Genomic DNA, 22,652 nt, shown 5'->3' with positions numbered 1-22,652 from the left:
CCCGCCCATGGAGAACGCCGCAGCCGGACCGGCCTTCCGCGACGCCACCGACGCCGACGTGGACGTCCTGGTCGCGTTGATCGAGTCGGCCTACCGGGGTGACGACAGCCGGGTCGGCTGGACCACCGAGGCGGACATCCTGGAGGGGCAGCGCACCGACCCGGAGGGCGTCCTCGAAGTGATCAAGGCGCCGGACAGCAAGTTGCTCGTCGTCGAGCGGGACGGCGGGGTCGTCGCCTGCTGCCAGCTCGAACACCGCGGCGACCACGCCTACTTCGGCATGTTCGCGGTGAGCCCCGCCCTCCAGGGCGCCGGTCTCGGCAAGGTCGTCATCGCCGAGGCCGAACGCCAGGCCCGCGAGGACTGGGGCGTGACGGAGATGCACATGACGGTGATCTCGGTGCGCGAGGACCTGATCGCCTGGTACGAGCGGCGCGGCTACCGCCGTACGGGAAAGATGACGCCGTTCCCGTACGGCGAGGAGCGCTTCGGCATTCCGCAACGCGACGACCTGCAGTTCGAGCTGCTGGTCAAGCCCCTGGTGTGAGGTGCGGGCCGGCGTTCAGGCCGTGAAGCGGGCGGTGCGCTTGATCTCCGGGTAGTCGGTCGTCGCGCCGTCCAGCTGGAGCGCGCGCACCAGCCGCAGCTCGTCCTGGGTGTTCACCACCCAGCCGATCACCCTGAGGTCCGCCTTGCGGGCGTGCTCGACGACCTCCAGGGTCAGCCGCCGGATGTTCAGGCAGAGGGTGGCCGCCCTCGCCTCCTGGGCCCGTTCCACGACGTCGGTGCCGTAGCGGCTGGCGATCAGCGCGGTGCGCACCCCCGGCACCAGCCGGGCGATCTCGGCGACCGCCTCGTCGTGGAACGAGGACACCTCGACCCGGGAGACCAGGTCCCGCCGCTGCATGACCTCGGCCAGCGCCCTGGCCGCGGCCACGTCCTTGATCTCGGCCTGCAACGGCGTCCGTACCGCGTCCAGGACCTCCTCGAACACCGGCACCCGCTCGCCCCGGCCCGCGTCCAGCCCCCGCAGCTCCTCCAGGGTCTTCTCGGCGATCGGGCCGGTGCCGTCGGTCGTGCGGTCCACCTCCGCATCGTGCATGACGACCAGGGCGCCGTCCTTGCTCAGGTGGAGATCGAGTTCGATCAGGTCGAGGCCGGCCTGCTGCGCGGCGACGAAGGAACGGAGGGTGTTCTCGGGCTCGACGCCCATGACTCCGCGGTGACCGATGGTGAGGAAGTTCAAGATTCAACTCGCTTCCGTCGACGGCGGCGGTGGGTGCAGGCGCGCGAACCGTACGACGGACGTCGCTGTCCACGCGGCTGGGCGCAGCCTAATGGCCGCCCGTCGCGATGAACCCGTACGTACACGGGGGGATTGGTGCGCCGGGTGCGCGACACCTGGCCCGTGCCCCGGTCGGCGGTCACCCGGTGGTGGGCGCGTCCCCTCGCGCATTGACCGGCCGGATCCGTGCGGTCCCCCGGAGCTGACGCCTCATCACCGATCGTAGTGAATGTGAGCGCCTTCACGGTTTCGCACAGGAAAAAGCGCGGTGAAGGCGGGATGCTGCAGGATAATTTCCTGAGGGCCCCCTTGCTGGGAGAAACCTCGTATGCATACGGTGTCCTAACGGAAGCTTCTCCCGTGGAGGATGGGTCATGACGGAAATTCTTGTGCAGGTGGGTTCGGAGGAGCAGGTTCCTCCCGTGACCAGGGTGATTGAGCACCCGGCATGGCCCGTGCTCAAGGATGCCGTGGAGCGGATCCGGCCATGGCAGTCGAAGGACGGCTCCATCGACTTCGAGGCGGACGGCGCGCCGGCGCGTTCCGACGCGGAGGCGGCCGTGCGGCGTGTCGTCGAAGCCGTGGAAGAGCTGTCCTCGCTGCTCCCGCACGACGCCGACTATCATCGCGCGCTGGTGACGGACCTGCGGCGGTGGGCCGTCGGCGGCTTCCAGGTGCCCGACTTCCTCGACTCGCTGCTCGCCTTCCAGCCCGCGGCCGGCCGCGCGGACGGCCTCCAGCACCTGGTCGTCTTCCCGATGTACACGCAGAACGGCAACCCGGACCGCAACCTGGAGGCGGTCGTGCTGCGCATGGTCTGGCCGGACTGGCTGGCCGAGTTGGAGCGCACCCGGTACGACAACCCGCTGTTCTGCGGCATCACCTTCGAGGACTTCACGGCCGGCTACGACACCAACTCCGCCGTCCTCTTCCCCGAGACCATCGCCGTGCGCGAAGCGCCGGAACGATTCTCCTGGGGCGGCATCTTCTGCGACCGCGAGGCCGCCCGGTTCCGCCGGGTCACCGACGCGGCCGTCGACATCCTGGGCCTCGAACTCCCCGAGGACATCGCCGCGATGGTCCACGACCAGAAGCGCTGCGAGGAGGCCTTCGTGCTGTGGGACATGGTCCACGACCGCACCCACAGCCACGGCGACCTGCCGTTCGACCCGTTCATGATCAAGCAGCGCCAGCCGTTCTGGATGTACGGCCTGGAGGAGCTGCGCTGCGACCTCACCGCCTTCAAGGAGGCCGTGAAGCTGGCGGCCGACGGCGTCCCGCAGGCCCGTGACGTCCAGTACGCGGTGCTCTTCGACCGCATGTTCCGCTTCCCGGTCACCGGCGACCGCGTCCGCAACTACGACGGGCTCGGCGGCCAGCTGCTCTTCGCCTACCTGCACAGGCACGACGTGGTCCGCTGGACCGACAACAGGCTCGCCATCGACTGGGAGCGTGCCCCGCAGGTCACCAACCAGCTGTGCGCCGAGATCGAGAAGCTGTACAAGGACGGCATCGACCGCCCGAAGCTCGTCCACTGGTTCGCCGGGTACGAGCTGGTCGCCACCTATCTCGCCCCCCACCCCGGGTCCAAGTGGGCCAAGGGCCCCGAGGCCCTGGACCTGACCCTGCCGCCGCGCAAGCTCGTGGACGACGTGCTTCCGGACGAGTTTCCGCTGAGCATGTTCTACGAGGCCCTGTCCAAGAAACTGAAGAACGTGATCGCTGCGACTCGCGGCATCACGGCGGACAGCGCCGAGCCGGTCGCCGCGTGAGCGACCGGCAGCGGAACACTGCTCAAGAGGGGAAGCACATGGCGGGCAACGGGTCTCTCAGTGGTGCGGTCATCGCGGTGGCCGGGGCGGGTGGACCGGCGGGCCGGGCGACGCTGCTGCGCCTGGCGGAGGCGGGCGCGACCGTCGTAGGGGCGGACAACGATCCGCAGCGTCTTTCGGAGGCCGTGGACGCGGCTCGCTACGCGTCCGGCGGCGCGAGCGTCACGGGTGACACGGTGGATCTGCTCGATCTGCAGTCCACCCGGGACTGGGCCACCCACGTCGAGAAGGACTTCGGCCGCGTCGACGGCCTGGTGCACCTGGTAGGCGGCTGGCGCGGCAGCGAGACCTTCACCAAGACCAGCCTCGACGACTGGGACTTCCTGGAGCTGCTGCTCGTCAAGACCGTGCAGCACACCTCCCTGGCCTTCCACGAGGCGCTGCAGCGCAGCGAGCGCGGCCGGTACGTCCTGATCAGCGCCGCCGCCGCGAGCAGGCCCACCGCGGGCAACGCCGCGTACGCCGCGGGCAAGGCCGCCGCCGAGGCCTGGACGCTCGCCCTCGCGGACTACTTCCGCAAGGCCGGGGGCGCCGGGGGCCCGACCTCCGCCGCTGCCATCCTGGTGGTGAAGGCGTTGGTGCACGACGCGATGCGTGCCGAGCGGCCCAACGCGAAGTTCGCGGGCTTCACCGACGTCAAGGACCTGGCCGAGGCCATCGAGGGCGTCTGGAGCAAGTCCGCCGCCGAAGTGAACGGAAACCGTCTGTGGCTGACCGAGAAGCCGTGAACCCTCCGAAGACCGACGCGCGTCGCCACCACGACCCGCGGGTCCGCGGTTTCGCCAGTGACAACTACGCCGGAGCCCACCCGGAGGTGCTGGCCGCCCTGGCCCTCGCCAACGGCGGCCACCAGGTGGCGTACGGCGAGGACGAGTACACCGAGAACCTCCAGCGGATCGTCCGCAGCCACTTCGGGGCCACCGCGGAGGCCTTCCCGGTCTTCAACGGCACCGGCGCCAACGTCGTCGCGCTCCAGGCGGTGACCGACCGCTGGGGCGCGGTGATCTGCGCCGAGAGCGCGCACATCAACGTCGACGAGGGCGGCGCCCCCGAGCGCATGGGCGGCCTCAAGCTGCTCACCGTGCCCACCCCCGACGGCAAGCTCACCCCGGACCTCATCGACCGGCAGGCGTACGGCTGGGACGACGAGCACCGTGCGATGCCCCAGGTGGTGTCCATCACCCAGAGCACCGAGCTGGGCACCCTCTACACGCCGGACGAGATCCGCGCGATCTGCGAGCACGCCCACGGGCACGGCATGAAGGTGCACCTGGACGGCTCCCGGATAGCCAACGCGGCGGCCTCCCTGGACGTACCGATGCGCACGTTCACCAACGCCGTCGGCGTCGACATCCTCTCCCTGGGCGGCACCAAGAACGGCGCGATCTTCGGCGAGGCGGTCGTGGTGATCAACCAGGACGCCGTCAGCCACATGAAGCACCTGCGCAAGCTGTCCATGCAGCTCGCCTCCAAGATGCGCTTCGTGTCGGTCCAGCTGGAGGCACTGCTCGCCAAGGACCTGTGGCTGCGCAACGCCCGGCACGCCAACGAGATGGCCCAGCGGCTCGCCGAGGGCGTCCGGGCCGTGCACGGCGTGGAGATCCTCCACCCGGTGCAGGCCAACGGCGTCTTCGCCCGCCTCCCGCACGACGTGAGCCTGCGCCTGCAGAAGCGCTTCCGGTTCTACTTCTGGGACGAGGCGGCCGGCGACGTGCGCTGGATGTGCGCCTTCGACACGACCGAGGAGGACGTGGACGCGTTCGTGGCGGCGCTCAAGGAGGAGATGACGCGCTGAGGCCTCCGGCGGGAGCGCCGTGATCTTTCGGCTGCGGCGCCGTCGTGGCTGGTCGCGCAGTTCCTCACCCAGCCTTCGGCCGGGGTACCCCCAGCGCCCCTCGCGGGGCGCTGCAGAGGCGGCTTGATGCATAGATATGCGTTCACCTGAAAAATCATTGACGCTCGGGTGATCGCATTTCTATGCTCTGCGGCCATGGAGCTCATCCAGAACACCGCCGACCTGTCCGCATACTTGGCCGCCGACGAGGTCATCGACCATCACCATCCCCTGGTCCGGGAGACGGCCGCCCGACTGGCGGCGGGTGCCGAGGACTCGTATGGCTATGCACGTGCCGCGTACGAATACGTACGGGACGCCATCCCGCACTCCCAGGACTCCGGCGACATGCGCGTGACCTGGCGGGCCTCGGACGTGCTGGAGCACCGCACCGGCATCTGCTACGCCAAGGCCCACGCCCTGGCCGCCCTGCTGCGCGCCGAGGACATCCCGGCGGCCCTGTGCTATCAGCGGCTGGCGGGCGACGACGGTGGCGGCCACGTCGTGCACGGTCTGATCGCCGTCCGCTTCCGCGGCGCCTGGCACCGGCAGGACCCGCGCGGCAACAAACCGGGCGTCGACGCCCGGTTCTCCCTCGACGGCGAACGGCTGGCCTGGGTCCCCGACCCTCAGTCCAATGAGATGGACTATCCAGTCCTGTACGCTGAACCACACCCGGTCGTGCTCGGCGTGCTCAAAGCGGCGCCCGACCGCCCGTACCTCTGGAAGACCCTCCCCACCGCACTCTGAGGCAAGGCCCATGACTCTCACGCTCACCGTGTCCGACGAGGTGCGCGCCCTCGCGCCCGGCTTCACGCACGTCGCCATCGAGGCCCATGGCCTGGTCAACGGGCCCAGCACCGAGGCGAGTTCGGCGCTCCTCGACGAGGCGGCCCGGCGGCTGGCCGTACGCCTCGACGGGCGCGCCCCGCACGAGGACCCGCACATGGTGGCCTGGCGGGCGGCCTACACGGCCTTCGGGTCCAAGCCGTCCCGCACCCGCAACTCGGCCGAGGCGCTGGCCAGGCGGGCCCTCGCGGACGGCGGCCTGCCCCGCATCAACCTGCTCGTGGACCTCTACAACGCGATCAGCGTCGCCCACCTGATCCCGGTCGGGGGTGAGGACCTCGACCTTGTCCAGGGCGGGATGCGCCTCCTGCGCGCCACGGGCGAGGAGGACTTCGTGACCGTGGCCGGGGGCGAGGAGACCGTCGAGCACCCCGACGCCGGCGAGGTCGTGTGGTGCGACGACGCCGGAGTCACCTGCCGCCGCTGGAACTGGCGCCAGGGCCCCCGCACCCGCCTCACGGAGCGGACGGCCTCGGCGGTCTTCCTCCTGGAGGGTCTCGCCCCGGTGCCGGTACCCGAGGTGGCGTCGGCGGGCGCCGAACTCGCCGAACTGCTGGAGAAGTTCAGCCCGGGCGCCCGCATCGAGGTGCGCGCGCCCGAGTCGGCCGGCTGAGGCTCAGATCGCCTCGGCGGCCTTCAGCTGGTCCAGCGTGGGGGCCGTGCCGCCCAGATGGGTAGGGAGCCACCACGTGTCGGACGCGTCCTTGGGACGGGCCGGGTAGGCGCGCTGGGCGGCGTCAAGAAGCTCCTGGACGCGCTCGCGCAGCCGGCGGGTGATGGCGCCCGCGTACTGGTCCCGAGGCGCGTCGACCGGCTCGCCGACCCGGATGGTGATGGGCAGGTGGTTCCGCTTGAAGTTGCGCGGCTGGCCCTTGGTCCAGATGCGCTGGGTGCCCCACAGGGCCATCGGCACGAGCGGGACGCCGGCCTCCTGGGCCAGGCGCGCCGCGCCCGACTTGAAGCTCTTCAGCGTGAAGGACTGGGAGATCGTGGCCTCCGGGAAGACGCCCACGATCTCACCGGACTTCAGCGAGTCCAGCGCGTGCTGGTAGGCGGCCTCGCCCTGCTTGCGGTCCACCGGGATGTGCTTCATCCCGCGCATCAGCGGACCGGAGATCCGGTGCCGGAACACCGACTCCTTCGCCATGAACCGCACCAGGCGCTTCTGCGGAAGCGCCGCCAGGCCGTCGAAGACGAAGTCCAGGTAGCTGATGTGATTGCTCACCAGCACGGCGCCGCCCGAGCGCGGGATGTTCTCCGAACCCTGGCAGTCGATCTTGAGGTCCCAGACCTTGAACAGCGTCTTGGCGAAACCGATGACGGGACGGTAGACCAGCTCTGCCATGGGCGGGACGGACCCTTTCTGCTCTGCCTGGGAAAGGGGCTCCCGGCGGGAAGTTACGGAGCCGTAGGTTTACGGCGTCTCGCAGATGGTGCCCGAAGAACGGACGGGGAGCCAGCCCTGGTGCCCGGGCGCGGCGAGATCCTCGTCACGTTCGCCCCTTGATCCACCTCGCGCTTTTAACGCGCCTTTACTCCGCGCGCACCCCCAACCGCCGCACGAGCAGGAACATCTCGCAGCCCAGGCAGTACCCGAATGCCGCATTCAGGAAGGCCGCGGCGAGCGCGATTCCGGTCGCCGCGAGGCCCAACCACGCGGGGCCCAGCGCGAATCCGACCAGACCGAGCCCGGCGAAGACCAGTCCGACCGCCTGTGCGAACCGCGGGGGCTCCGGCGGTTCGAACTCGGTCGGGGGGCCGAGGCGCGGTCGTACGGCTGTGCGGAACGCCCAGCCGTACGGCGAGCGGGTCATGCCCCCGGCCGCGCCGAGCGCGAACGCCAGCGTCTGCCAGGCGAGGATCCAGGGGCTTCGGGTGATGAGGGCGGCGGCCAGCACGACCGTCGTCACGGCCGCCGCGAACCGCGGCCCACGTGCGTCGATATCCATGAACCAAGGATTCCGCCCCGCGGGCCGGTAGGGGAGCCGGGAATCTTTGCAGTCTTGTGAACGCTTTTCCCGTTGGTGAGCGGTCTCGTGGATCCTTGTCCGGTGATGACCGGACTCGTGGTGTGCGTGGCGGTGCTCGCGGCGGCGAGCGTCTACGGAGTGCTGCACAGGCGGCGGAGCGGGAGGGTACGGGTGCGCGGGCGGGACGACGGCAAGCGGCTCGGAGCGGCCGAACTCGGCGGCGAACTGGGCGAACGGGCCACCCTGGTGCAGTTCTCCAGCGCGTTCTGCGCCCCTTGCAGGGCCACCCGGCGGGTGCTGGGCGAGGTCGCGGGGATGGTGCCCGGCGTCACCCACGTCGAGATCGACGCCGAGGACCGCCTGGACCTCGTACGCGAGCTGGAGATCCTCAAGACCCCCACCGTGCTGGTGCTCGACGCGGACGGCCGGGTGGTGCGCCGGGCCACCGGACAGCCCCGCAAGGCGGACGTCATCGCGGCGCTGGGCGAGGCGGTCTGACGGCCGTGCCGATGACGGTGAGGCACCTCCCATATGCCGGAACGTACTTGACTGGGCGCACCACCTATCGTCAGCCTGACCGTATGCCTCAGGAACTCCTTCTCTTCGGGCGGGCCCACGTGGACCTGGCCCGCACCGCGAGCGCGCGCTGTCCGGGCTGTTGAGCAGCCACGGACCCGAACACCGCCCCTCGCAGAAGGACAATTCCATGACGGCCACGCCCGACCTCGGCACCCCTCAGCTCGCCTCTCCCGATCTGCTCCGTTCCGCCTTCCGGCGGCACGCGGCCGGTGTGGCGGTGATCACCGCGCGCGGCGCCGACGGCCCGGTCGGGTTCACCGCCACCTCCCTCGCCTCCGTCTCCGCCGAGCCCCCGATGCTCTCCTTCGGCGTCGGCACGGGCGCCTCCAGCTGGCCCGCGATATCCACCGCCGAGCACATCGGCGTGCACATCCTCGGCGAGCACCAGGCGGAGCTCGCGGCCACCTTCGCGCGCAGCGGCGCCGACCGGTTCGGGGCGCCCACCAACTGGCGGGACGGCCATGCTGGTGTCCCGGTCCTCGACGACGTACTGGTGTGGCTGGTGTGCCGGGTCGTCGCCCGCGTGCCGGCCGGTGACCACCGGATCGTGCTGGCCGAGGTGCTCGTCGGCGACCCCTCCCGCGCCGGCCGGCCGCTCCTGTACCACCAGGGCGGCTTCAACGGCCTGCGGGACTGATCACACGCCCCTGGTTCCGGGAATCACACGCCCCTCGTTCTGCGAACGCGTCGAGTTCCGGTTACGCTGCGTTGCGAAGGTCACAGTTCAAAGCGCTTGCTTAGCGGGCATGACCTGAGTGTACTGGTGAGTAATATTTCGTTCGGAGCGCTCGGCCGCCCCGACCGGGATGAGCCGCTTGAGGCGCCTATGCTGCCTGCAAGAGGCAGCCCAGAAGAGACGATGCAGTAGGAGAGCCGGCGTGAGCCTGAGGATCGTTGTCACTGTGAAGTACGTGCCCGACGCCACTGGCGACCGGCACTTCGCCGATGACCTGACCGTCGACCGTGACGACGTGGACGGTCTCCTCTCCGAGCTGGACGAGTACGCGGTCGAGCAGGCGCTGCAGATCGCGGAGAACTCGGACGACGACGTCGAGGTCACCGTTCTGACCGTGGGTCCCGAGGACGCCAAGGACGCGCTGCGCAAGGCGCTGTCCATGGGTGCGGACAAGGCGATCCACGTCGAGGACGACGACCTGCACGGCACCGACGCCATCGGCACCTCCCTCGTGCTGGCCAAGGCGATCGAGAAGGCCGGCTTCGACCTGGTGGTCTCCGGCATGGCCTCCACCGACGGCACCGCCGGTGTGGTCCCGGCCCTGCTCGCCGAGCGCCTCGGCGTCCCGCAGGTCACCCTGCTCTCCGAGGTCTCGGTCGAGGACGGCACGGTCAAGGGCCGCCGCGACGGCGACGCGGCCAGCGAGCAGCTGGAGGCCTCCTTGCCGGCGGTCGTGTCGGTGACCGACCAGTCGGGTGAGGCGCGTTACCCGTCCTTCAAGGGCATCATGGCGGCCAAGAAGAAGCCGGTGCAGTCCTGGGACCTGTCCGACCTCGACATCGAGGCGGAGGAGGTCGGCCTGGAGGGTGCCTGGACCGCGGTCGAGGGCGCCACCGCGCGTCCGGCCCGTACGGCGGGCACGATCGTCAAGGACGAGGGCGAGGGCGGCAAGCAGCTCGCCGAGTTCCTCGCGGGCCAGAAGTTCATCTGAGCCCAGCAGTCGCTGACCGCCCCTCAACTTATCCAAGCAGGAGAGCATTCCCATGGCTGAAGTCCTCGTCTACGTCGACCACGTGGACGGCGCCGTCCGCAAGCCCACCCTGGAGCTGCTGACCCTGGCCCGCCGCATCGGCGAGCCCGTCGCCGTCGCGCTGGGCAACGGCGCCGCCGACACCGCCGCCGCGCTGGCCGAGCACGGTGCGGTGAAGGTCCTCACCCACGACGCGTCCGAGTACGCCGACTACCTGGTCGTCCCGAAGGTGGACGCCCTCCAGGCCGCCGTCGCCGCCGTCTCCCCGGCCGCCGTGCTGGTCCCGTCCTCCGCCGAGGGCAAGGAGATCGCGGCCCGTCTGGCGCTGCGCATCGGTTCGGGCATCATCACCGACGCCGTCGACCTGGAGGCCGGCGACGAGGGCCCGGTGGCCACCCAGTCGGTGTTCGCCGCGTCCTTCACCACCAAGTCCCGTGTCTCCAAGGGCACCCCGGTCATCACGGTCAAGCCCAACAGCGCCGCCGTCGAGGCCGCCCCGGCCGCAGGCAGCGTCGAGGCCCTCGCGGTGACCTTCTCGGACCAGGCGACCGGCACCAAGGTGACCGGCCGTACCCCGCGCGAGTCGACCGGGCGTCCGGAGCTGACCGAGGCCGCGATCGTGGTCTCCGGCGGCCGTGGCGTCAACGGCGCCGAGAACTTCGCGATCATCGAGGCCCTCGCCGACTCCCTCGGCGCGGCTGTGGGTGCCTCGCGTGCCGCCGTCGACGCCGGCTGGTACCCGCACACCAACCAGGTCGGCCAGACCGGCAAGTCCGTCTCCCCGCAGCTGTACATCGCCAACGGCATCTCCGGCGCGATCCAGCACCGCGCGGGCATGCAGACCTCGAAGACCATCGTGGCCGTCAACAAGGACGCCGAGGCCCCGATCTTCGAGCTGGTCGACTTCGGCGTGGTCGGCGACCTCTTCGACGTCGTCCCGCAGCTGACCGAGGAGGTCAAGGCCCGCAAGGGCTGACCGCCGCCGCCGGACAGGCCGAGGCCCCCGCGACCGACACCGGTCACGGGGGCCTCGTGCTGTCCGCACGGGCCCGGTTCAGCGCAGGCTCAGGGTGGCCTGCACGGGCAGGTGGTCGCTCGGGAACTGGCCGTGCCACGAAAAGGTGTCCATCGTCGCCCGGTGCGTGGTCACCCCCGGCGATGTCAGGATCCAGTCGATCCGGTCGCCGTCCGGCTTGAGGCGGTGGTAGCCGTGGAAGGTCGCGTACTGGGGGCCGCGGTGCTCCGCCGCGTCCCAGGTGTCGACGAGCCCCGAGTCCACCAGGGTGTCGTAGGCCCGGTTCTTGTGGGCGTACGCGTTGAAGTCGCCCGTCACCACGACGGGCAGCCTCGGGGCGAACTCCGCGATCCGCTTCACCAGGAGCGTGGCGCTGCGCTCGCGGGCGTACTGGCTCTTCTGGTCGAAGTGGGTGTTGGCGACGTAGAACTCCCGCCCGTCGTCGGCCAGGTCGCGGAACCGTACCCAAGTGACGATGCGGGGGAAGGCGGCGCCCCAGGTGTTGGAGCGGATGACCTCCGGGGTGTCGGAGAGCCAGAAGGTGTAGTGCTCCAGCGGGACCAGGCGCCGGATGTCGTAGTAGATGGCTGTCGACTCGTCCCGGCTGCCGCCCTCGCGGCCGGTGCCGACCCAGTCGTAGTGCGGCCCGAGGTCGCTGTCGATGTCGCGCAGCTGCTGGTAGAGCCCCTCCTGGGTGCCCATGACCTGGGGCTGTGCGCGGCGTAGCAGTTCGGCCATCACCGGGCGGCGGTCGGCCCAGCTGTTGGGCTCGGCGGTGCCGGCGTACCGCAGGTTGAAGGTCATGACGTCGAGGCGGGGCGCCGGCCGCGCCGGTGCCGCGAGGGTCGCGACCCGGCGGGCCCGTGATCCGGCGGCGGAGACAGAGGAGGCGGAGGAGGCGGTGATCGCGGCACTGGAGAGGGGCACGGTGACCGCTGCGGCCAACAGGGCCTGCAGTCCCAGCCGGCGGGTGACTCGACGCTGGTTCGGCACGACGGCTCCTTCAGGGGGGCACAAGCCGGGCGGGCGGGCGTTGAGCAGTGTGATACCCAGGAGTGTGATGAGCGTGAACATGCCCAGATGGGGGCGTGTCGCCCCGTGGACACGGTGTTGACCGCTCCGAAGGCGCCCGGATACCTTCATTCAACGGATTGTTGATTCCGTACAGTGGAAAACAGGAGGGTCTGGGATGGGTCAGGGCCGGCAGGAGAAGGTGGCGACGAGCCTCGCGGGCGCCGTCAGCGAGGAGATCAGCGCCTCCCTCGCACCCGTCGACGCCGAACTGGAGCGCCGCTATCCGGGTGATCCGGGGACCCGCCAGCCCGTCCACACCGTGTACGTCCCCGGCGACGCCTTCACGGCCGGGACGATCCGCTCCTGGGGCGACCGGGCCCTCGCCGCCCTCGACCGACACGCCCCCGACGCCGCCGCGTTCGCCGCCGTCCTCGGCCTGCCCGACGACCTCGCCGAGCCCGTCCACTCCCGGGTCCGCGCCAAACTGGAGCGCGAGCCGGTGGAAGACCTGCGCGTCGACTTCGAGGACGGCTACGGCCCCCGCCCCGACGCCGAGGAGGACGAGACGGCCGCCCGCGCCGCCCGGCTGATCGCCGAGGCGTACACCGAGGGCACCGCGGCGCCGTACATGGGCATCCGGATGAAGTGCATGGAGGCCACGGTGCGCGACCGGGGCATCCGCACCCTCGACATCTTCCTCACCGGACTGATCGCGGCCGGCGGACTGCCCGACGGGCTCGTGCTGACCCTGCCCAAGGTGACCTACCCCGAACAGGTCACCGCGATGGTCCGGCTCCTGGAGGCCTTCGAGAAGACCCACGGACTGGAGCCCGGCCGAATCGGGTTCGAGATCCAGATCGAGACCAGCCAGTCCATCCTCGCCACCGACGGCACCGCCACCGTCGCCAGGATGATCCAGGCCGCCGAGGGCCGCGCCACCGGACTGCACTACGGCACCTTCGACTACAGCGCCTGCCTCGGGGTCTCCGCCGCCTACCAGGCGAGCGACCACCCGGCCGCCGACCACGCCAAGGCGGTCATGCAGGTCGCCGCCGCCGGTACGGGCGTACGCGTGTCGGACGGCTCCACCAACGTCCTGCCGGTCGGCCCGACGGCCAAGGTGCACGACGCCTGGCGGCTGCACTACGGTCTCACCCGGCGCGCCCTGGCCCGCGCCTACTACCAGGGCTGGGACATGCACCCCGGCCACCTCCCGACCCGGTACGCGGCCGTGTTCGCCTTCTACCGCGAGGGCCTGGAGCAGGCGGCCGCCCGGCTCGCCCGGTACGCCAACCGCGCCGGCGGCGACGTCATGGACGAACCCGCCACCGCCAAGGCCCTCAGCGGCTACCTGCTGCGCGGCCTGGACTGCGGCGCCCTCGACAACGGGGAGGTGGCCCGGCTGACCGGTCTGACCCGGGCGGATCTGGAGGGCTTCGCGACGCCCCGGCGCGGTGATCTGACGGCCTCCGGGAAGTAGCGCGTACCGGTCAAGTCACGGCTTTTCCCGCCGACTTGAACCGACCCTGTCACTGCCCCGTACTCTGGTGCGCCATTCACAGATGTGTGCGAGGGGCGGAGCTTCGGTGTCGGGTTCGTACGGACAGGCTGACGGGACCGGTCGCCTGCTGGCAGGGCGGTATCGGGTCGTGGCCCGGCTCGGGCGCGGTGGGATGGGCGTGGTGTGGCGCGCCGTCGACGAGGTCCTCGGCCGCGAGGTGGCCGTCAAGGAGCTGCGCGCCTACACCGACAGCGCCGGACCCGAACTGGCCGATCTGCGGCTGCGGATGCAGCGCGAGGCACGGGCCGCCGCCCGGGTCCGCCACCCCGGGGTGGTCGTCGTGCACGACATCGCCGAGATCGACGGCCGCCCGCTGATCGTCATGGAACTCGTCGACGGCCCCTCCCTGGACGACCTGCTCCGCGAGCGCGGCACGCTCGGGGCGCAGGCGGCCGCCCGCGTGGGCGCCGCGGTCATGGACGCCCTGGCCGCGGCCCACCGGGTCGGCGTCCTGCACCGCGACGTCAAGCCCGGAAACATCCTCCTGGACCGCTCGGGCCGGGTCGTCCTCACCGACTTCGGCATCGCCACCATGGCCGATCCCGGCGACGGCTCCGCCACGAACCTGACCGGCAGCGGCGAACTCGTCGGTTCCCTCGACTACCTGGCGCCCGAACGGGCCAAGGGCGCGGCCCCCGGCCCGGCCTCCGACATCTGGGCCCTCGGCGCGGCTCTGTACGCGGCCGTGGAGGGCGCCTCGCCCTTCCGTCGTACGTCCACGTTCTCGACGCTCACCGCGATCGTCGACGAGCCCCTCCCGGAGCCCCGCAGGGCCGGCCCGCTCGCCCCCGTCCTGCGGCGCCTGATGGACAAGCGGCCCGACGCCCGCCCGGACGCCGAGGAGGCCTACGGGCTGCTGCGGGCGGTGGCGCGGGAACCGGTCGCGGACACTCCGACGACGGCCCTGCGGGGGCAGGCGCGGCCGGTCACCGGAACTGGCGTGCCCGCGCTGCCTCCGGGGCCCGGACCGGCCCCAGGAGCCGACGAGCGGGCCGATGAGGGGGCCGGCCACGGGTTGGCCGGAGTGGTCGGCTGGGAGGCTGACGGCGAGCTCGTGCAAGGCTCCGCAGCGGGCCTTGGCCAGGGATCCGCCGAGGGCCCCGCTCAAGGGGCCGTGGAGGCGGCTGTTCACGGGACGGCTCAAGGGTCTGCTCACGGAGCTGCCGAAGGGGTCGTCGAGGGGTTTGCCGAAGAGCCTGCCCCGGAGTCCGTGGGCCGGCTCGCCCCGGTGCCCGCCGCCGGACTCGTCAAGGAGGCCGGAACCCCGGGGGCCGGCCTCGTACCCGCCCGGAGACGGGAGCCCGCAACCCGGCCCGGTGCCCCGGACGGCCCGGCGAGCCCCGCCCGGCCGGGCCGTACCCGCCGTCGGGCCCGGATGCTCGTCGTGGTGGCCGTCGCCGTGGTCCTCACGGCGACCGGGCTGACCGTCGCGTTACGGAACGAGGGGGGACAGACGGCGCGGACGGACGCGGGGCCGCCCGCCCCGACGGTGCCCGGCGCTTCGGAGAGCGTCCGCGGCACCGGTGCCAGGCACCCGGCGGGCGCTGATCCCGTGGGGCAGGGCGAGGAGACGGGTACCGTACCGGTCACCGGCGCCACGCACGCCGCCGGGGGCGACCCGGCGGGCCCGGCGGAGAGCGCCTCCGCCACGCCCTCCGCGGCCCGGACCTCCGGCCCCAGCCCTTCCGGCACCGCCGGTGCCACCGCGACGGCCTCGGACCCCGCGACCCCCGCCCCGGTCTGCCAGGACGCGGGCGACGGCACGTACACCTGCCAGGTGCGCAGCGGCGGCGCCAAGTCCTACACGGCCGACGGTGTCAAGGTCGGCAAGGTCCGCCAGGGCGTCCATTCGTTCTACTGCCAGGTCGACCTGGGCCGCCGCGAGACCCACGCCCAGCGGACCAACGTCTGGTGGGCCGAGACCGACGACGACAAGGGCAACACCGGCGTCTACATCAGCGACGTCTACATCGAGGGCGGCGAGAACGACGAGCCGCTCCCCGGACTTCCGGTCTGCTGAGCACGGACGTAGTGCTCCAGCCCCGACGCGACCGCCCACTTCCGCTCGGCGAACAGCCGGGTGCCGCGCCGGCACAGCGCCGAGTCGGCCCGCGCCCGCGCGCTGAACTGCTCGGGCGTGACACCGAACAGCTCGCGCAACTCGGCCGACTCCGTGAGGAGTTCGGTGAGGAGGGCGCGCTCGCCGGGATGGCGGCGGGGCGTGCCGGTGCCGTCGTGCAGCACGCCGTGCCGGTTGACGTACGCGTGGACGCCGGAGAGTGTCGTGCCGTCCGCGAGAGTGGCTCGGACGGCCGGGGCGGGCAGCCAGGCCCGCTCGAAGTTGCCGTTCGGCAGCGGAACGCCCTCGCTCGCGTCGATCACCTCCAGCTGCCGTCCGTCCAGCCAGAGGACGAACAACTCCCTTACCGCCCAAGGGGATGCGACCGGGGACGCCGAGACATAGCCGAGGCGGCTGACATGGGCGGAGACGCCGACGTCGAGACCGGTCACCCGGGTGCGCACCATGGGGATGGGGCCGCTGACGCCGGACTCGGCCATCTTGTGCTGGAGTTGGGCGGGGGAGGCGTTGGAGCCGACCGCGAGCACCGGTACCCGGTCGCCGTCGTGCACCAGCCGGTCGAGCGGCAGCAGCCGGTCGCCGTCGAGAAGCCCGGAGTCGGGCGGCCAGACGCCGGGGTAGGTCAGCGGATGGTCACGCGGCGCCTCGTCGAGACCCAGCTCCGCGAGCGTGCGGCCGGTCACGGGCGGCTCGGTTCCGCGAGCACGGGGCAGGACGCCGTGCGGTTCGCTTCGGTGGGCGGCCGGCCGGTGGTCGTGCGGCTCGGTTCGGTGGGCGGCCGGCGGGTGGTCGTGCGGCTCGGTGCCGTGGGCGTCCGGTCCGTCATGGGCGGCTCAGTCCGCCGGGGGCAGCTCGCCCGAGCCGCGGGTGATCAGCCTGGTCGGCAGTTCGATGCGCTCCGGCGCCATGAGAGTGCCGTCCAGCTGGCGGAAGAGCCGTTCGGCGGCCGTGCGGCCGAGCAGGGCGGCGTCCTGGGCGACGACCGTGAGGCCGGGGTGCAGCAGATCGGCGAGTTCGATGTCGTCGAAGCCGACGAGCGCGACCGGGCGGGTCTGTTCGGCGAGGACGCGGATCACGGTGACGGTGACACGGTTGTTGCCCGCGAAGATCGCGGTGATCGGGTCCGGACCGGACAGCATCTCCTCGGCCGCCCGGCGCACCCGCTCCGGGTCCGTCACGCCGAGGGAGGTCCACGCCTCCTCGACGGCTATCCCGGCGTCCTCCATCGCCGCCTGGTAGCCGCGCAGCCGCTCGGCCGCCGTGTGGATCCGGGGCATGTCGCCGATGAACCCGATCCGGCGGTGGCCGTGCGCGATCAGGTGGGCGACCCCGTCCCGGGCACCGCCGTAACTGTCGGACAGCACGACGTCGGCGTCGATCTTCCCGGCCGGGCGGTCCACGAACACCGTCGCCACGCCCGCCCTGATCTCCGGCTCCAGATACCGGTGGTCGTCCCCGGCCGGGATCACCAGCAGGCCGTCCACCCGCCGCGCACACAGCGCGAGCGCCAGCTCCTGCTCCCGGTCCGGGTCCTCGGCGCTGGAGCCGTTGATGAGCAACGCCCCGTGCGCCCGGGCCACTTCCTCCACCGCGCGGCTCAGCGGGCCGTAGAACGGGTCGGCCAGGTCCTCCAGGACGAGACCGATGCTCGCGGTACGGCCCTTGCGCAGCACCCGCGCGCTGTCGTTGCGGCGGAAGCCCAGCGCGTCGATCGCCTCCTGCACCCGGCGCTCGGTGTCCGGTGTCACGCCGGGCTCGCCGTTGACCACCCGGGACACCGTCTTGAGGCCCACACCGGCCCGCGCCGCCACGTCCTTCATCGTCGGCCGGGTCCCGTAACGGGAGCCGGGAAGACGGTCTGCGCGGCGGGAGGTGTCGGGCACGATGCGGCGTCCTGTCCTGTCGTCCACGGGATGCATGGGCTCACGGGTTGTGTCTGGGCTCATGGGTTTGTATCAGGGATACACAGGCTCGTGGGTTTGTATGAGGATGTGGCGTCGAGCATAGAGCCTGGACAACGTTGTCAGATGCGAGGGAGACTGTCCACCGCAATCTCCGGCCTGCGCCCCCACCGCTTGACCGGCCTGTTGTGTCACTCGGCTACTCATGGTTGACGGGGAGAACTGACTCTGATGCACACCGACCTCGTGGCGGCCCTGGACATCGGCGGCACCAAGATCGCCGGCGCGCTGGTGGACGGTCACGGACGGATCCAGGCGCGCGCCCAGCGCGCGACACCCGCCCAGCAGGACGGCGAGACGGTCATGGGGGCTGTCGAGGAGGTGGTCGGCGAACTCGCCGGTTCACCTCTGTGGGGGCGCGCCCGCTCGCTCGGGATCGGCAGCGCCGGTCCGGTGGACGCCTCCGCCGGCACCGTGAGCCCTGTCAACGTGCCCGGCTGGCGGGACTATCCGCTCGTCGAGCGGGTGCGGGCGGCCGCCGGCGGGCTGCCGGTCGAGCTGATCGGCGACGGCGTCGCCATCACGGCCGCCGAACACTGGCAGGGCGCGGCCCGCGGCCACGACAACGCGCTGTGCATGGTGGTGTCGACGGGCGTCGGCGGCGGCCTGGTGCTCGGCGGCAAGCTGCATCCCGGGCCGACCGGCAACGCCGGCCACATCGGCCACATCAGCGTGGACCTCGACGGGGATCCCTGCCCCTGCGGGTCGCGCGGCTGTGTCGAGCGCATCGCGAGCGGCCCCAACATCGCCCGGCGCGCCCTGGAGGGCGGCTGGCGGCCCGGTCCCGACGGCGACACCTCGGCGGCGGCGGTGGCGGCCGCGGCCCGGGCCGGCGACCCGGTCGCGGTGGCCTCCTTCGAGCGGGCCGCGCAGGCGCTCGCGGCCGGGATCGCGGCCACCGCGACCCTGGTCGAGATCGACATCGCGGTGATCGGCGGGGGAGTGGGCAAGGCGGGGGACATCCTCTTCACGCCCCTGCGCAAGGCCCTCACCGACTACGCGACGCTCTCCTTCGTCCGGCGTCTGACGGTCGTACCGGCCCAGATGGGCACGGACGCGGGACTGGTGGGCGCAGCCGCGGCCGCACTGGCCGCCAGGCCGGACGCGGCGGCTGCCGGGGTCTGAGGGCGGTCGCCGGGCCGCGCAGGAACGTTCAGGCCCGGTCGGCCGGTGTTCAGGACCGGCCGACCGGGCCGCGGACGGACGCGTGGGACCTCAGCAGGTGATCCGCGCGTCCGCCCAGTCCCCGTGGTCGGAGGTGATGCCGTCACCGCCGTCGGTGACGACGAGACGGATCACCTCGGCGCCGGTCACGTCCGCGGTGAGCGGCTGGGCGGGCATGTCGGTGGTGAGCACGCCGGTCGAGGCGACCTTCGTGCCGTCCGCCCAGACCTCGAAGGAGACGGTGCCGTTGGCGGCTTCCTCGTCGTCCACCCCGACGTCCGCGGTGACCTTCTCGCACGCCTTCCCGGTGTAGTAGTCGACCTCGCTCCGGGCGTGGGTGCCGAGCCCCTTGGCGTACACCACCCCGCCGACGGTGATCGGATGTCCGTCGCCCGCGGCGGTCTCCCCGTTGCTCATGTCGCGCTCCACCGGTCCCCAGCCGTTGCCGGCCGACAGCCAGGGCAGGTCGCTGAGGTAGGAGCTGCCGGCCGGCGGTGGGTCCGCGACGGTCAGCGTGACCGTCGTCGCGCTCTCGGCACGCATTCCGGTCGGCGACCGGTAACCCGCCTTCAGGGTGAGGCCGTACGCCCCCCTCGGTGTCCCTTCGGGCACGCTCACCTGCCAACTGGTGCGCAGGGCGCGGCCGGTCGTCAGAGCGGGGGCCTTCGTCGGCGAGGTCGCCCGGACGCTCCAGCCCGCGGGGCCGGTGAGGGACACCGCGACCTTCCCCGCCGTGGTACGGCCGAGGTCGGTGACCGACGTGGTGAGCGCGGACGTCCTGCCCGGCTCGGTGAACGGGCTGGCGTCCAGACCGAGTTCGACGGCCGGCGGGTTGGCTGCCCAGCGCCGGTCGGCGGCGACCCGGACCAGGACCGTGCCGTGCGCCGGGACCAGAGCGGAGATGGTGCCCGCGGTGTTGTAGCTCCGGTGCTGCCACAGGTCGCGCAGGGTGTAGGCGGGGGCCTTCGGCAGGCCGACGGCCGTCGCCGAAGTCGCGATGCGCTGGGGCGAGCCGGACTCGTTGAACAGGGCGACCGCGCGGCTGCCGTCCGTCATCTCCTTGGCGATGACCCAGCGCCCGTCCGCCGAGGAGACCACCGTGCCCTGCTTGCCCAGCGGGTCCTGGTCGACGGCGATGACCTCCTTGTTGTCCAGGATGTCGAAGGTCGCCGGAGATGCCTTGCGCAGGTCGGTGCCGATGAGCAGCGGGGCGGCCATGACCGACCACATCGAGAAGTGCGAGCGGTACTCGGTGTCGGTCATCCCGCCGTTGCCGACCTCCAGCATGTCCGGGTCGTTCCAGTGCCCGGGGCCCGCGTACGGCGCGAGCGGCAGGTTCTGCTTCAGGATCGACACCATCGAGCCCCAGCTGTCGCTGATGTCCCCGGTGGTCCGCCACAGCTGGCCGACGTCGGCGGCCCACTCCCAGGGCTTGTTCTCGCCCCATTCACAGATGCTGAGGACGATGGGGCGGCCCGTCGCCCTGAGCGCGTCGCGCATGGTGGTGTACCGCTGCCTGGCGTCCACGCCCTGGTTGTTGCAGTTGTCGTACTTGAGGTAGTCGACGCCCCAGTCGGCGAACTGCCGGGCGTCGCTGTACTCGTGGCCGAGGGCGCCCGGGAAGCCGGCGTCGTTGCAGGTCTTGGTGCCGGCGCTGGTGTAGATGCCGAGCTTGAGGCCCTTGCCGTGCACGTAGTCGGCGACGGCCTTGATGCCGCCCGGGAACCGGGCCGGGTCCGGGACCAGCTTGCCGTCCGCGTCCCGTTCGGGCAGCGCCCAGCAGTCGTCGAGATTGACGTACTGGTAGCCGGCGGCCTTGAGGCCCTTCGCCACGAAGAGGTCGGCGATGCCCTTGACCATGGCCTCGTCGAAGTCCGCGCCGCAGTGCGTGGAGTTCCAGTTGTTGAAGCCCATCGGCGGGGTGAGCGCGAGGCCGTCGGCCGGGGCGGGAGAGGCGGGCTTCGGGTCGGCGACGGCGGGTGCGGCGAGGCCCGCCGTACACAGCAGGGCCGCGGCCAGTGCTCCGATCACTCTTCGGCGGGTCGTGCGGGTGTGAGGGTGACGCGTCATTACGTTCCTCCGACTCGCGAATGGTGCGATGACGGCATGTACGTGTCATCGCTCTGTGCGGTTACGTTAGAACCCGTCTGACTGTGTTGGAAAGGGAGCGGTGATGATGGTTCGACATTTCGTTCGGAGCCGGTTTGGTCCAGACCCGAACGAAACGGGTGGTCCGATGTCCAACTGGTCGGCGACCGGGGTTCCGGTGGGGCGTGCCGCGTTGCTCCCCTCGCGGGTACGCCCGTGACCCCCGGCCGTCGGCGCAGTTGAGACGGGCATGAAGAAGCGCAGCATGCTCGCCATCGCCAGCCTGGCCACCGGATTCGTGGTGGCCGCCATCACCCCGTCCCACGCGGCCGACGAGGGCCCGCTCGGCGACCTGTACGTATCGGACGTCCTGGAGCACGTCGGCCACCTCGTCGGCGCGGACAGCTTCCAGACCGACCCGGACTTCCTGGGTCAGGAGTAGCCCGGCGGACGACGGTGCCGGCGTTCCGGGCAGGGGACGCCGGCACTCCGTCTGCGCGCCCTCAACGGGAACTGGTTTCCGTGGCAGTGTGGAACGGGCAAGCCACAGGGGGCCAACAGAAGAGGGGGAGTCCGTGATCGTCTGGGTCAACGGCGCGTTCGGTGCGGGTAAGACCACCACCGCACGCGAACTGATCGAACTGATCCCGAACAGCACGCTCTTCGACCCCGAGCTCATCGGCGGGGCGCTGACGCACCTGCTGCCGGCCAAACACCTTGCCGAGGTCGGCGACTTCCAGGATCTGCCGATCTGGCGCCGGCTGGTGATCGACACGGCGGCCGCGATGCTCGCCGAGCTGGGCGGAACCCTGGTCGTTCCGATGACGCTGCTGCGCCAGGAGTACCGCGACGAGATCTTCGGCGGCCTCGCCGCCCGCCGGATCGCCGTCCGGCACCTGTGCCTCACCCCGGCGGAAACGATCCTGCGCGAGCGAATAGCAGGCCGGGAGGTCCCGCCCGACCTGCCCGACGGCGAGATCCGGATCCGGCAGTGGTCCTACGACCAGATCGAGCCCTACCGCACCGCCCTCGCCTCCTGGATCAGCGCCGACGCCCATCTCGTCGACACCAGCGCGCTCAGTCCGTACGAGACGGCGGTGCGGATCGCGGGGGCGGTCGGCAGTGGCGAAGCGGCGGTATGTGACATAGTACAAACCCCCGAACCCACCGCCGAGACCGTCGCCGCAGGCGTCCTCCTCTTCGACGAACAGAACCGCGTCCTCCTCGTGGACCCCACCTACAAGGCAGGCTGGGAGTTCCCCGGTGGTGTCGTCGAGCCCGGCGAGGCCCCCGCCCGGGCAGGCGTGCGGGAGGTCGAGGAGGAGACCGGGATACGGCTGGAGGAGCTGCCGGGGCTCCTCGTCGTCGACTGGGAGCAGCCCGCTCCGCCTCGTTACGGAGGGCTGCGCCTGCTCTTCGACGGCGGCCGGCTGGACTCCGCCGAGGCCGGGCGACTGGTGCTGCCCGGGCCGGAGCTGCGCGACTGGCGGTTCGTCACCGAACAGGAGGCCGCCGACCTGCTGCCGCCGGTGCGCTACGAACGGCTCCGCTGGGCCCTGCGCGCCCGCGAGCGCGGCGCCGCGCTCTATCTGGAAGCCGGTGTCCCGGTCGGTTGACATATCCTGATGGTTCGTCAAGTCCTTGCCGCATCCGTGATGTTGGCGGGGACTTTGGCATTTCCGGGGTGTGTGTAGGGGACTTTGCCCGGGGTGGA

The 22,652-nt window shown here is 71.5% G+C and carries 22 protein-coding genes; 15 read left to right on the top strand and 7 right to left on the bottom strand.

Annotated features, from left to right (window positions below; translation table 11 throughout):
- Positions 1–7: 7 nt before the first annotated feature.
- The gene (locus tag ACFY0P_RS26535) at positions 8–547 is read left to right on the top strand and encodes a GNAT family N-acetyltransferase (protein ID WP_388917876.1); all 540 of its coding nucleotides are present in this window, start codon (positions 8–10) and stop codon (positions 545–547) included.
- Positions 548–562: 15 nt separating this feature from the next.
- Here ACFY0P_RS26535 and ACFY0P_RS26530 read toward each other — a convergent pair whose 3' ends face one another.
- Entirely contained in the window at positions 563–1,246 is a 684-nt protein-coding gene (locus tag ACFY0P_RS26530) for a glycerophosphodiester phosphodiesterase (RefSeq protein WP_388917873.1), read from the bottom strand.
- A gap of 413 nt (positions 1,247–1,659) precedes the next feature.
- Between ACFY0P_RS26530 and ACFY0P_RS26525 the strand changes: the two genes are divergently transcribed.
- The 5 genes from ACFY0P_RS26525 (at position 1,660) to ACFY0P_RS26505 (ending at position 6,413) form a co-directional block, all read left to right on the top strand.
- Positions 1,660–3,057 carry a DUF6421 family protein gene (locus tag ACFY0P_RS26525; RefSeq protein WP_388917870.1) on the top strand — a complete coding sequence of 466 codons (1,398 nt, stop codon included), beginning with the start codon at positions 1,660–1,662 and terminating at the stop codon, positions 3,055–3,057.
- A gap of 38 nt (positions 3,058–3,095) precedes the next feature.
- Positions 3,096–3,845 carry an SDR family NAD(P)-dependent oxidoreductase gene (locus tag ACFY0P_RS26520; protein WP_388917867.1) on the top strand — a complete coding sequence of 250 codons (750 nt, stop codon included), beginning with the start codon at positions 3,096–3,098 and terminating at the stop codon, positions 3,843–3,845.
- A complete protein-coding gene (locus ACFY0P_RS26515) occupies positions 3,842–4,912 on the top strand; it encodes a threonine aldolase family protein (protein ID WP_388917864.1) in 1,071 nt (356 codons plus the stop codon). Before ACFY0P_RS26520 ends, ACFY0P_RS26515 begins: the two co-directional genes overlap by 4 nt.
- A gap of 195 nt (positions 4,913–5,107) precedes the next feature.
- On the top strand, positions 5,108–5,701 hold the full coding sequence (locus tag ACFY0P_RS26510) for a transglutaminase domain-containing protein (RefSeq protein ID WP_388917861.1): 594 nt from the start codon (positions 5,108–5,110) through the stop codon (positions 5,699–5,701).
- 10 nt (positions 5,702–5,711) lie between these two features.
- Positions 5,712–6,413, top strand: coding sequence for a B3/4 domain-containing protein (locus tag ACFY0P_RS26505; RefSeq protein WP_388917858.1), 702 nt, complete (start codon positions 5,712–5,714; stop codon positions 6,411–6,413).
- Positions 6,414–6,416: 3 nt separating this feature from the next.
- On the opposite strand, the gene ACFY0P_RS26500 is transcribed toward ACFY0P_RS26505, so the two are convergent.
- Positions 6,417–7,145 (bottom strand): lysophospholipid acyltransferase family protein, encoded by a 729-nt coding sequence (locus tag ACFY0P_RS26500; RefSeq protein WP_388917855.1) that lies wholly within the window; start codon positions 7,143–7,145, stop codon positions 6,417–6,419.
- 187 nt (positions 7,146–7,332) lie between these two features.
- On the bottom strand, positions 7,333–7,749 hold the full coding sequence (locus tag ACFY0P_RS26495; RefSeq protein ID WP_388917852.1) for a DUF4395 domain-containing protein: 417 nt from the start codon (positions 7,747–7,749) through the stop codon (positions 7,333–7,335).
- A 105-nt stretch (positions 7,750–7,854) separates the two neighbouring features.
- Between ACFY0P_RS26495 and ACFY0P_RS26490 the strand changes: the two genes are divergently transcribed.
- The 4 genes from ACFY0P_RS26490 (at position 7,855) to ACFY0P_RS26475 (ending at position 11,031) form a co-directional block, all read left to right on the top strand.
- Positions 7,855–8,268 carry a TlpA family protein disulfide reductase gene (locus tag ACFY0P_RS26490; RefSeq protein ID WP_388918193.1) on the top strand — a complete coding sequence of 138 codons (414 nt, stop codon included), beginning with the start codon at positions 7,855–7,857 and terminating at the stop codon, positions 8,266–8,268.
- A 208-nt stretch (positions 8,269–8,476) separates the two neighbouring features.
- Positions 8,477–8,986: a flavin reductase family protein gene (locus ACFY0P_RS26485; RefSeq protein ID WP_388917849.1), complete on the top strand. Its 510-nt coding sequence runs from the start codon at positions 8,477–8,479 to the stop codon at positions 8,984–8,986.
- Between the two features lie 241 nt (positions 8,987–9,227).
- Complete coding sequence (locus tag ACFY0P_RS26480) at positions 9,228–10,016, top strand: electron transfer flavoprotein subunit beta/FixA family protein (protein WP_388917846.1); 789 nt, start codon at positions 9,228–9,230, stop codon at positions 10,014–10,016.
- Between the two features lie 52 nt (positions 10,017–10,068).
- The gene (locus ACFY0P_RS26475; protein WP_388917844.1) at positions 10,069–11,031 is read left to right on the top strand and encodes an electron transfer flavoprotein subunit alpha/FixB family protein; all 963 of its coding nucleotides are present in this window, start codon (positions 10,069–10,071) and stop codon (positions 11,029–11,031) included.
- 78 nt (positions 11,032–11,109) lie between these two features.
- Here the strand turns inward: ACFY0P_RS26475 and ACFY0P_RS26470 are convergent, their stop codons facing one another.
- Positions 11,110–12,063 carry an endonuclease/exonuclease/phosphatase family protein gene (locus tag ACFY0P_RS26470; protein WP_388917841.1) on the bottom strand — a complete coding sequence of 318 codons (954 nt, stop codon included), beginning with the start codon at positions 12,061–12,063 and terminating at the stop codon, positions 11,110–11,112.
- A gap of 196 nt (positions 12,064–12,259) precedes the next feature.
- Between ACFY0P_RS26470 and ACFY0P_RS26465 the strand changes: the two genes are divergently transcribed.
- A complete protein-coding gene (locus ACFY0P_RS26465) occupies positions 12,260–13,564 on the top strand; it encodes a DUF6986 family protein (RefSeq protein WP_388917838.1) in 1,305 nt (434 codons plus the stop codon).
- An 82-nt stretch (positions 13,565–13,646) separates the two neighbouring features.
- Complete coding sequence (locus ACFY0P_RS26460) at positions 13,647–15,665, top strand: protein kinase (RefSeq protein WP_388917835.1); 2,019 nt, start codon at positions 13,647–13,649, stop codon at positions 15,663–15,665.
- Here ACFY0P_RS26460 and ACFY0P_RS26455 read toward each other — a convergent pair.
- Entirely contained in the window at positions 15,611–16,408 is a 798-nt protein-coding gene (locus tag ACFY0P_RS26455) for a hypothetical protein (protein ID WP_388917832.1), read from the bottom strand. The genes ACFY0P_RS26460 and ACFY0P_RS26455 overlap by 55 nt on opposite strands.
- Positions 16,409–16,558: 150 nt before the next feature.
- Positions 16,559–17,644: a LacI family DNA-binding transcriptional regulator gene (locus ACFY0P_RS26450; protein WP_388918190.1), complete on the bottom strand. Its 1,086-nt coding sequence runs from the start codon at positions 17,642–17,644 to the stop codon at positions 16,559–16,561.
- Between the two features lie 213 nt (positions 17,645–17,857).
- Between ACFY0P_RS26450 and ACFY0P_RS26445 the strand changes: the two genes are divergently transcribed.
- Entirely contained in the window at positions 17,858–18,811 is a 954-nt protein-coding gene (locus tag ACFY0P_RS26445) for an ROK family protein (RefSeq protein WP_388917829.1), read from the top strand.
- Between the two features lie 90 nt (positions 18,812–18,901).
- On the opposite strand, the gene ACFY0P_RS26440 is transcribed toward ACFY0P_RS26445, so the two are convergent.
- Positions 18,902–20,920 (bottom strand): NPCBM/NEW2 domain-containing protein, encoded by a 2,019-nt coding sequence (locus ACFY0P_RS26440; RefSeq protein WP_388917826.1) that lies wholly within the window; start codon positions 20,918–20,920, stop codon positions 18,902–18,904.
- 268 nt (positions 20,921–21,188) lie between these two features.
- Between ACFY0P_RS26440 and ACFY0P_RS26435 the strand changes: the two genes are divergently transcribed.
- The gene (locus ACFY0P_RS26435) at positions 21,189–21,380 is read left to right on the top strand and encodes a hypothetical protein (RefSeq protein WP_388917821.1); all 192 of its coding nucleotides are present in this window, start codon (positions 21,189–21,191) and stop codon (positions 21,378–21,380) included.
- Between the two features lie 133 nt (positions 21,381–21,513).
- Positions 21,514–22,554: an NUDIX domain-containing protein gene (locus tag ACFY0P_RS26430; RefSeq protein WP_388917818.1), complete on the top strand. Its 1,041-nt coding sequence runs from the start codon at positions 21,514–21,516 to the stop codon at positions 22,552–22,554.
- Positions 22,555–22,652: the final 98 nt, after the last annotated feature.

Source organism: Streptomyces sp. NPDC001714 (assembly GCF_042892755.1).
Taxonomy (GTDB): domain Bacteria; phylum Actinomycetota; class Actinomycetes; order Streptomycetales; family Streptomycetaceae; genus Streptomyces.
Note: the sequence above shows the minus strand (reverse complement) of the source record. Positions and strands in the feature narration are given on the sequence as shown.